The sequence below is a fragment of the Bizionia argentinensis JUB59 genome (assembly GCF_000224335.1).
GTDB lineage: Bacteria > Bacteroidota > Bacteroidia > Flavobacteriales > Flavobacteriaceae > Algorimicrobium > Algorimicrobium argentinense.
The window spans coordinates 78105-86565 of record NZ_AFXZ01000050.1 but is presented as its reverse complement, the minus strand read 5'-3'; the positions used below and the strand labels follow the sequence as shown (position 1 = coordinate 86565).

Sequence of the window (8461 nt, the reverse complement as noted above, 5' to 3'; positions counted from 1 at the left end):
TTAATATTTTAAAAGAGAATAATCTTAATATTATCGCTTAAAATTAAACCCCCTTTGAAAGCAAGGCTTTCAAAGGGGGTTTGTGGAGTCGGAGAGAATCGAACTCTCGTCCAAACAAGCCATCAAAGGGGCTTCTACACGTTTATTCTTTTCTTGGGTTTTCGTTTGCAAGCTGGTTAAAGACAACCCACTTACAACTTATCTTTTTGAGTTTCACATACACATCAAAGCGCTATATATGCTATATTAACATTTACGATGCCTCTAATCGAACGCCGCTAATCAAGGCTTTCAGGAGACATTTAGCCTTCCTACCTAGTAGGAATGAGCACGAATCTTACTGTAATTCAGATTATGCAGCTAAAGCGTAGTTATTCTCGCCGTTTAAAAAGTTGACCTAGCCTTTTACGTGTTTCAAAGTCATTACACGACGTGCTTACCGTTTGAGTGTACTCGCTGTCAAAACCAGTCGACCCCAGTAAATGAAATAGCAAAATTAATTTTTCGTAATTGAATTTATTAATTTTACGTTATTGAATTTATTCCATCCCGATATTTAAGGATTTTTGGAACACCTTTTAATCAAATCAATCTATTCAAAATAAATATTTTCTTAAAAGGAAAGCAAACTTACAAAAAAAAGTTGTGCAACAATCCAATTCCATGTACTTTCGTGCAAAACATGTACCAAATAATAATTCGGTAATTGTGTCAGTCCTAGTATTAACACATTTTTCGTTTTCTCAAACGTCATAAGTTACGGTAAACGAAAAAATAATACAGTAATCTCAATGAAATTTGCCCTTATAAAAGAACGTAAAAGTCCTCCAGATAGACGCGTAGTGTTTTCACCAGAAAAACTGGCTGAAGCCCGTGATCAATTTCCTGAAGCGGAGTTTATTGTAGAATCTAGCGATATTCGAATTTTCCCTGATAGCGCCTATAAAGCGCTTAGTTTTAAAGTTACTGATAATATTACTGATTGTGATGTCATGCTTGGCGTAAAAGAAGTGCCGGTAGAAAGTTTAATTCCCAATAAAAAGTACTTTTTCTTCTCCCATACTATAAAGGAACAACCTTATAATAGGAGGCTATTACAAACCATGTTAGAAGAAAACATTGTCATGTACGATCATGAAACTATTGTGCGCCAAACAGGTTCGAGACTAATTGGTTTTGGACGCTATGCTGGTTTAGTTGGTGCATATAATGGTTTTCGCGCGCTGGGTTTGCGTGATGGTTTTTTTACTTTACCTAAAGTAGAAACGCTTGCTGATTTAGATGCTGTTAAAAAAGAATTAGATAAAATTACCATCCCGAATATAAAAATTCTGCTAACGGGAACTGGAAAAGTAGCACATGGATCTAAAGAAATTCTCGATTATTTAAATATTAAACAAGTTAGTGATGCGCTGTATTTAACGAGTACTTTTTCGGAACCTGTTTATTGTATGGCTAACGTTATGGAATACAATAAACGCAAGGATGGCAAGGTGGGTAATAAGCACGAGTTCTATAAAAACCCAACAGGCTATGAAAGTAACTTTATGGCTTATGCTAAAGTGACGGATTACTTTATTGCAGGTCATTTTTACGGGAATGATGCACCGTATTTATTTACTCGTGATGATGCAAAGCAACCAGAATTTAATATTAATTTAATAGCCGATGTTAGCTGTGATGTTGATGGACCTGTGGCGTCTACTTTGCGCGCATCAACAATTGCCAATCCGTTTTATGGGTACGATGCTAAAACGGAAAGTGAGGTAGCTTTTAATGCTGAAAACGCAATTACTGTTATGGCTGTCGATAATTTACCTTGCGAATTACCCAAAGATGCAAGTGAAGGTTTTGGCAATATGTTCTTGGAACACGTAATTCCAGCCTTTTTTAATAATGATGAACGTGGCATTTTAAAACGCGCTAAAATTACAGAAAACGGAAAATTAACAAAGCGTTTCGCTTACCTTCAAGATTACGTAGACGGCAACTAATATTTTAAGTGTATGAGTAAAACAGTATTAATAACGGGAGGTGCTTCAGGTTTGGGGTATGAACTTGCGCTTTTATTTGCGAAGGATAATTACAACTTGATTCTTATTGATATTGATGCCGATAAACTTAAAGCGGCAGAAAAAAGTATTAAAAAATCATTTTCTGTTGAACTACAGACTATGAGAAAAGATTTATGTCGATTGAATATTTCTGAAGAAATTATGTCGGAATTAGGAGGTGTTCATATTGATGCGTTAGTTAATAATGCGGGGTTTGGTTTTTATGGCGCTTTTCATGAAGTGGATTGGGCACGTCAGTCGCAAATGCTAAATTTACACGTAATTACGACCACGCATTTAACCAAATTAGTGTTAGATGGTATGGTGGAACGTGGTCATGGTAAAATATTAAATTTGTCCTCTTTGGCAGCTTTTCAACCGGGACCATTAATGTCTTTATATTACGCTACGAAAGGCTATATTTTGTCTTTTTCAGAAGCCATTGCTAACGAGTTAAAAGGAACAGGGGTTACGGTTACAGCTTTATGTCCTGGGCCGACAAAAACCTCATTTCAGGAGGTGGTAGCTGTTAATTGTTCAGAAAATAAAATAACTTTTAATATGGCAAGTCCACAAGCAGTTGCTGCTTTTGGTTATAAAGCTATGATGAGCGGTAAGTCCGTTGCTATTCCAGGCGGTATTAATAAAATCCTCGGTTTTTTACCACGCTTTATTCCTAGAAATATGGCCACACGAATAGTGAGAAAAATTCAGGAGAAGAATCGTGAGGATTAATCTTAAAGTTTATGAAACCAGCAGAAGAATATATATTTAATAAACCAGAACCCTATAAATCTATAATGATGCATCTTCATGCAGTTATAGAGCTTGCGTTACCAACAACAGAATTAAAATATAAATGGGGCTTGCCGTGTTATTATATTGGTAAACGACCTATTTGTTATTTGAATCAAAGCAAAGATTATGTTGATGTTGGTTTTTGGCACGCCGCGTATATAGACGAAAAATTCCACATGTATTTAGTAAGTGAAAAGCGAAAATTAGTTAAATCCCTACGCTATAAAACACTAAAAGAAGTTATTGATGAGGTTTTAATTGCTATTCTAAACGAGATTTGCCAGCATAAAGATAAATCGTTAACGACTTAATTACAGCGTTTTGAAAATAATGTAGTTATCAAAAGTTTCTGTTTTTAAATGTTTGAGTTGTTTTTTTTCAACGTCGTAATAATAATCATCAAAAAAAGGAAGTGCCGTTTTGTAAACGTCTGATTTAATTTCTTTAAAACCAGCCATAATTACCTGCGATTCTATAACACGTAATAGTTTAGCTCCAATACCTTGACGTTTGTAATCTTTATGAACGTATATACCGTCTAAATAATACCCTTGCGTTATATATGCAAAACCAACAATAATGCCATCTAATTCAGCTACAATGAAGTAATTTTTGGTAATTCGTGCGGTCCATTTTTTTGTATTATCAGCACCTGAAGCCCATACATTTAATTGTTCTTCGGAATAATGCTTTGAATTAATATGTAAAATAGTATTCCTGAAAAGTTCTGTTATTTCAGGTAAATCGTCTATAATTGCCTCTCTAATTTCTACCATAATTATATTCTAAAAATTCCACCTATTGAAAACACACTTTCTATAAACATAAAATGATGTGATGCGCTGTCGTTAGAGCTTCTTGTTGTTCTAACATTGGGCATATTAATATAACCGCCTCGCAAATCACCTTGAATAAAGAAATATTTTAAAAATGTTAAGTTTATACCAGCGTTTAAGGCCACGCCATAACCAGATATATGAAAGTCGTCATAACGATTTTTTTGCAATAGTGTGGTGTTAGTTTTTGGGTAAAGAACACCGGCGCCAACTCCTTCGGTAATATTTACCTGAAATATATCAGTATTAATAATGCCGAATATACTAGAAATATCATCAAACCTTCCAAATTCAGCATACAGATAGTTAAGTCCATCAGTATGTTCAAACATCAAAAATTCTTCGGTTAGCTGAATACTTTCATTTTGATAAATGCCGTTATGAATAGATCCTGCCTCACTTGCTGGTAAGTCTATATAGCCGTTGATATTTGCATATTGATTTTGGTTCATTACATATTTCATATGATCTAATCCAAGTGCCAAATAATAATTATCGGATATAAAATGGCCGACTTTAAAATTGGTTTGTGGGATTGTCATGCGCGTTGGGTTTAAATAATCTATATGCCAACCTTTTGGTTTGTCGCTAGCCTTCACATCTTCTGTTGTGAAGTTATAGTTATCACCTTTAAAGTTGATATCCGATTTTGTAAAAGCCCCTCTATTACCTCCCCAGCTTAAAAATGTTTTTCCTTTATTATGAGATGTATAAAGAGAAGATGGTTCTTTTTGTGCAAAAGCACTCCAGTTTAAAATGCAAACAAATAAGATTGCTAGCGCTTTATTAAGGTTCACTATCATTAGTTAAATTTAGATGTTAGACGCAAATTTCTTTGATGCTTACGCCTTTGGTGAATAGAAAACACTCGTCGTTTTGCAAGTTGTTGATTTTCAGTGTAAAGAAAAGCTTGTTAAAGCGGCAACAGTTTTTATTCAATTTGCAAAAATAAGAATAATTCTTACCATTTCACATTTTAAACGCCGATGATAATGCGGCATTTAAAATGTAAAAAGAATGGTGTTATTAAAGGAGAGTTTATAAACTTTGAACTGTTTTTCTTATGGCTACTAAATTAGTCAGTAGTTTTTCAAGATTGTTTAAATGCAGCATGTTCGCGCCATCGCTTTTTGCATTTGCTGGATCAAAATGTGTTTCAATAAATAAACCATCTACATGATTTACAATACCTGCCCTTGCAATTGTTTCAATCATATCTGGGCGGCCACCGGTAACGCCAACAGATTGGTTGGGTTGTTGTAGAGAGTGTGTGACATCTAAAATAGTAGGCGCATATTCGCGCATGGTAGGAATGCCGCGGAAATCGACAATCATATCTTGATAACCAAACATGGTTCCTCGATCTGTAATCCATGCCTTGTCGCTACCAGAGTCTTTTACTTTTTGAACCGCATGTTTCATGGATTCAGGACTCATAAATTGCCCTTTTTTCAGGTTTACTACTTTTCCAGTTTTAGCAGCAGCAACCACTAAATCGGTTTGACGTACTAAAAATGCAGGGATTTGGAGAACATCCACATATTCGGCTGCCATGGCGGCATCTGATACTTCATGAATGTCGGTTACTGTTGGAATGTCAAATGTTTGCGATACTTTTTGAAGTATTTTAAGAGCCTTCTCATCACCAATTCCCGTAAAACTGTCAATGCGACTACGATTTGCTTTCTTAAAACTTCCTTTAAATATAAATGGAATATGAAGTTTATCTGTGATTTTTAAAATTTTTTCAGCAATGCGTAGCGCCATGTCTTCGCTTTCTATTGCACATGGTCCTGCTAAAAGGAAAAAATTATCTGAATCTGTATATTTTAATTTTGGTACGTCTTTAAGTGTCATTTGGACTAAATTTTAGAGATCAAAGGTACGTATTTAAAACGTTTTTTTTATGCTATTTCTAATCATCCACAGCGACATAATAAAATTGGAAACAACAAATACACCTCCAATAAACAAAAAGTTTTTAACGGTTTCGGAAAACGAAATTATTTTCAATATATCCGATAAATAGGCCAAAATTAAATACGATGATAAGCAAACAAAAACAATACCTAATGTGAAGTTGAGTTTTCTACTTGGCTTTATAAGTTGCCAAGCAAAGGGGATGGCAAAAAGTAAAATAGGATAAGCAGTAATGCCGCCTTGGATTTTATTGACGCTGGTAAACCAGTACGTTATGGTAACAATAAAATATAAATAAGGGATAAATTTATAATATTTGTTAATTAGTTTCATGCTAATAAGAGGTTAGATTTTTAGTTTGCTATTTTGTTGAGGATAAAGAGCCCTTGTTTGCTATTTTGAAGGGTGGTTTTATCATTATTATCCATATTTACACTTGGAAATATACAAATTGTATGTTTGGAATGGTTGAATAATAACATAAAATTAACGGAAATAAAAGCTGGGAAAAAGATTGTTTTATGAAGTAATAAAAGTTGAATTAAGTGCTTTTTTTACAGAAAATACTTGCAAAATTATGTATCTAACACCAATATTACGAGGTGATTAACATTTTTTTTTCCATATGTATAAAAACTGCTAAAAATAACGTACATTTGCACGCTTAAAATAAGGCACTATATATGGCTAAAATAAAAAATATTGCAATCATTGCTCACGTCGATCACGGTAAAACGACCTTGGTAGACAAAATTATGCACCACTGTTCATTATTTCGTGAAAACGAAAATTCAGGTGATCTAATTTTAGATAATAATGATTTGGAACGCGAACGTGGAATCACTATTACTTCTAAAAACGTATCGGTAATTTACAAAGAGACAAAGATCAATATTATTGATACCCCTGGTCACGCCGATTTTGGTGGAGAAGTGGAGCGTGTATTGAATATGGCTGATGGTGTTTGTTTATTAGTAGATGCTTTCGAAGGTCCAATGCCTCAAACGCGTTTTGTATTACAAAAGGCTATCGATTTAGGTTTAAAGCCTTGCGTGGTTATTAATAAAGTAGATAAAGAAAATTGCACACCAGATGAAGTTCATGAGAAGGTTTTCGACTTAATGTTCGAATTGGGTGCGGAAGAGTGGCAATTGGATTTTCCAACCGTTTATGGTTCAGCTAAAAATAACTGGATGAGTGACGATTGGAGAAATGAAACAGATAACATTGAGCCATTATTGGACATGGTTATTGAACATATTCCAGCGCCAAAAATTCCAGAAGGAAATACACAAATGTTAATTACATCTTTGGACTTCTCGTCTTTTACAGGACGAATTGCTATTGGTCGTTTAACACGTGGCGAACTTAAAATTGGTCAAAATATTTCGTTGGTAAAAAGAGACGGAAGTATTGTTAAGAATAAAATTAAAGAACTACATATTTTTGAAGGCATTGGCCGTAAAAAAGTAGAAGAAGTTCAACCAGGTGATATTTGCGCTATTGTTGGTCTTGAAGGTTTTGAAATTGGTGATACAGTTGCCGATGCAGAAAATCCTGAGGGCCTAAAAACAATCGCAATTGATGAGCCTACAATGAGTATGTTATTTACTATTAACGATTCGCCTTTCTTTGGTAAAGATGGAAAATTTGTAACATCTCGTCATATTAAAGATCGTTTAACAAAAGAACTTGAAAAGAATTTAGCGCTTCGCGTTGAAGGAACTGACAGTGCTGATAAGTTTATGGTTTTTGGTCGTGGTGTATTACACTTATCGGTTTTAATTGAAACTATGCGTCGTGAAGGTTATGAACTTCAAATTGGTCAACCACAAGTTATTATCAGAGAAATTGATGGTGTTAAATGTGAGCCAGTTGAAGAAATGACTATTGATTTACCTGAAAATGTTTCTGGGAAAGCAGTAGAAATGGTAAGTATGCGTAAAGGTGAAATGACAAGTATGGAAGCTAAAGGTGACCGTATGGTTATTAACTTTTTAGTACCATCTCGTGGTATTATAGGTTTACGTAACCAATTGTTAACTGCAACAGCAGGTGAGGCTATCATGGCTCACCGTTTTAAAGAGTACCAACCCTTAAAAGGTGGTATTCCAGAACGTCAAAACGGTTCTTTAGTATCTATGGAAAAAGGGCAAGCCATTCCTTATTCTATTGATAAACTTCAAGATCGTGGTAAGTTCTTTGTGGAGCCAGGTGAAGATATTTATGAAGGTCAAGTTATTGGTGAAAATTCACGTGGTGACGATATGGCTGTTAACGTAACAAAAACTAAAAAGCAAAGTAACGTTCGTAGTTCTGGTGCTGATGATAAAGCTAAAATTGTTCCGGCAATTAAATTCTCTTTAGAAGAGGCTTTGGAGTATATTCAGAAAGATGAGTATGTTGAGGTAACACCAAAACATATTCGTATTCGTAAAATATACTTGACAGAAACAGAACGAAAACGTCATAAAAATCACTAAATGACATTTGTCTAGTAAATTATTATAAATTTGAGAGGAATCCGTTAAAACGATTCCTCTTTTTTATCTCTAATAGTTATGGAAGAAATATTCGGAATTACAATTACAGAATGGGTAGGTTATGCGGCTATGGCTGGTTTGCTGATATCTTTCACCATGAAGGATGTACGAAAACTACGTATTATTAATACGATTGGCTGTATACTTTTTGTTATTTATGGATTTATGCTCCAAACTGCTTGGCCCGTAATTATCTCCAATGGCGCTATTGCACTTATTAACCTTTATTATTTATTGATTAAGAAAGACTAGACTATATAATTTCTAAATAAAGTATATGTTTAGTAATCTATTGATAATTATAGCTTAA

General features: G+C 34.3%; 9 protein-coding genes and 1 other RNA gene. 5 read left to right on the top strand and 5 right to left on the bottom strand.

Annotated features, from left to right (window positions below):
• Positions 1-80: 80 nt before the first annotated feature.
• Positions 81-477: a transfer-messenger RNA gene (gene ssrA, locus BZARG_RS15525) on the bottom strand.
• Between the two features lie 314 nt (positions 478-791).
• On the opposite strand from ssrA, the gene BZARG_RS12510 reads away from it, so the two are divergent.
• Genes BZARG_RS12510 through BZARG_RS12500 form a run of 3 tightly spaced genes read left to right on the top strand, consistent with a single transcriptional unit; the run spans position 792 to position 3163 of the window.
• Positions 792-1994, top strand: coding sequence for an NAD(P)-dependent oxidoreductase (locus BZARG_RS12510; protein WP_008638920.1), 1203 nt, complete (start codon positions 792-794; stop codon positions 1992-1994).
• Between the two features lie 12 nt (positions 1995-2006).
• The gene (locus BZARG_RS12505) at positions 2007-2789 is read left to right on the top strand and encodes an SDR family NAD(P)-dependent oxidoreductase (RefSeq protein ID WP_008638827.1); all 783 of its coding nucleotides are present in this window, start codon (positions 2007-2009) and stop codon (positions 2787-2789) included.
• An 11-nt stretch (positions 2790-2800) separates the two neighbouring features.
• On the top strand, positions 2801-3163 hold the full coding sequence (locus BZARG_RS12500) for a DUF1801 domain-containing protein (RefSeq protein WP_008638901.1): 363 nt from the start codon (positions 2801-2803) through the stop codon (positions 3161-3163).
• Here BZARG_RS12500 and BZARG_RS12495 read toward each other — a convergent pair whose 3' ends face one another.
• The 4 genes from BZARG_RS12495 to BZARG_RS12480 all read right to left on the bottom strand — a co-directional run bounded on the left by BZARG_RS12495 (position 3164) and on the right by BZARG_RS12480 (position 5941).
• Positions 3164-3628, bottom strand: coding sequence for a GNAT family N-acetyltransferase (locus BZARG_RS12495; RefSeq protein WP_008638884.1), 465 nt, complete (start codon positions 3626-3628; stop codon positions 3164-3166). It abuts the gene before it with no gap.
• A 2-nt stretch (positions 3629-3630) separates the two neighbouring features.
• Positions 3631-4491 carry a hypothetical protein gene (locus tag BZARG_RS12490; RefSeq protein WP_050807313.1) on the bottom strand — a complete coding sequence of 287 codons (861 nt, stop codon included), beginning with the start codon at positions 4489-4491 and terminating at the stop codon, positions 3631-3633.
• 235 nt (positions 4492-4726) lie between these two features.
• A complete protein-coding gene (kdsA, locus tag BZARG_RS12485; protein WP_008638897.1) occupies positions 4727-5545 on the bottom strand; it encodes a 3-deoxy-8-phosphooctulonate synthase in 819 nt (272 codons plus the stop codon).
• Between the two features lie 33 nt (positions 5546-5578).
• Positions 5579-5941 carry a hypothetical protein gene (locus BZARG_RS12480; RefSeq protein WP_008638921.1) on the bottom strand — a complete coding sequence of 121 codons (363 nt, stop codon included), beginning with the start codon at positions 5939-5941 and terminating at the stop codon, positions 5579-5581.
• Positions 5942-6291: 350 nt separating this feature from the next.
• Between BZARG_RS12480 and typA the strand changes: the two genes are divergently transcribed.
• Both typA and BZARG_RS12470 read left to right on the top strand, forming a co-directional pair.
• Positions 6292-8091: a translational GTPase TypA gene (typA, locus tag BZARG_RS12475; protein ID WP_008638917.1), complete on the top strand. Its 1800-nt coding sequence runs from the start codon at positions 6292-6294 to the stop codon at positions 8089-8091.
• A gap of 78 nt (positions 8092-8169) precedes the next feature.
• Positions 8170-8403, top strand: a complete 234-nt coding sequence (locus BZARG_RS12470; RefSeq protein WP_008638859.1) for a hypothetical protein — start codon at positions 8170-8172, stop codon at positions 8401-8403.
• Positions 8404-8461 lie beyond the last annotated feature (58 nt).